Source organism: Neobacillus sp. C211 (genome assembly GCF_051842875.1).
Lineage (GTDB): Bacteria > Bacillota > Bacilli > Bacillales > Cytobacillaceae > Neobacillus.
The window spans coordinates 1-1,499 of sequence record NZ_JBPXRO010000088.1; the positions used below are offsets into that span (position 1 = coordinate 1).

The window sequence follows — 1,499 nt, forward strand, 5'->3', positions numbered from 1 at the left end:
GGTATTGAAAAAGGACTGCCGAAACAGTCCATTTTTTGTGAAACTAAAGCACCCGTTACTTTAAGTACAATCCTTCACAAACTGCAACTTATTGTATAGTAAGACACCATATTCCTAGTTAAAGCACCTTCCCAGGTATTATTCCTTTTCTTCTTCACTAAATTGAGGTAGTTTTTCAATGGAATCTAGCAGTATCCCCACTTGTTCTTCCATGACATGAGGGGGAAGTATGCCTTTTTATGGATAATGAGGGAATACTTTTGATATAGTTTCTGAACAATAAATAAAAACGGAGACTACTTTTGAATAAGTCATTCTATCTTATTGGCGTTTAATGAAGGGGTTTAGACATGGAAAAGGCAAAGATAAGTGGCTACCAACTGTTTGTGCTCGTTACATTGTTTGAAATGGGAAGTGCTATTCTATTTGGACTAGGAGCAGATGCGAAACAAGATGCTTGGATTGCGGTTTTACTCGGACTAATTTCTGGTCTATTACTCTTCCTTGTGTACCACCGTCTGTTTATGTTTTACCCAGATATTACTTTTACGATTTATGTTCAAAAAATAACTGGAAAATGGATCGGACGTTTTATTGGTTTTTTATATATCGTTTATTTTATTTATCAAGCATCAAGGATAATGCGTGATTTTGGGGAACTATTAGTCACAACAATATATACAAATACTCCTTTATTTGTTATTAATTGCTTGATGATACTTACAATTATCTATGCCATTTACAAGGGGTTTGAGGTAATAGCAAGAGTCGGTGAGCTATTCTTTAGTATCATATATTTCATTGCAATAATAGGTGTCTTTTTAGTTGTCTTCTCTGGTTTAATCCACTTAAGTAATCTTCGACCAGTGCTTGAAAACGGTTGGAAACCAGTGCTATATACTGTAGGAAGACAAACCCTTAATTTTCCTTTTGGGGAAATGGTTGTATTTACAATGTTGCTCCCTTATTTAAATGATCAAAAAAAAGCGAGGAAAATTTGTATGGGTGGGATGATATTAAGCGGTATAAATATCACCATCACTGTGGTTGTGAATATTGCTGCTTTAGGAGTGGACTTTATGATTCGCACCCCATTTCCATTATTAAGCACTATTAGTAAAATTCAAATTGCTGATTTTATTGAGCGGCTAGATGTATTATTTATGCTTTACCTTGTGATTGGTGGATTTTTTAAAATAACACTCTATTTTTATGCAGCTGTTTCAGGAACCGCGGATCTTTTTCAATTTAAATCCCATCAAAAACTCAGTTTTCCTATTGGACTTATTATCTTATTTGCATCAGTGACAGTTGCTTCTAATTATTCAGAACATTCAATAGAGGGTGGAAAAATAATTCCATTATATTTACATTTACCTTTTCAAATAATTATTCCGGTCATGCTACTGTTCATCGCTTACTTACGAAACGTGAGAAGGGCTTCTTAAATGAGTACCTGAATGGGCGATGCCAGTATAGTCGGCTTTATCTCTCTAACT

General features: G+C 34.6%; 1 protein-coding gene. It reads left to right on the forward strand.

Annotated features, from left to right (window positions below; genetic code table 11):
* Positions 1–350 precede the first annotated feature (350 nt).
* Positions 351–1,448 carry a GerAB/ArcD/ProY family transporter gene (locus tag ACSU6B_RS29115; RefSeq protein ID WP_410889951.1) on the forward strand — a complete coding sequence of 366 codons (1,098 nt, stop codon included), beginning with the start codon at positions 351–353 and terminating at the stop codon, positions 1,446–1,448.
* Positions 1,449–1,499: the final 51 nt, after the last annotated feature.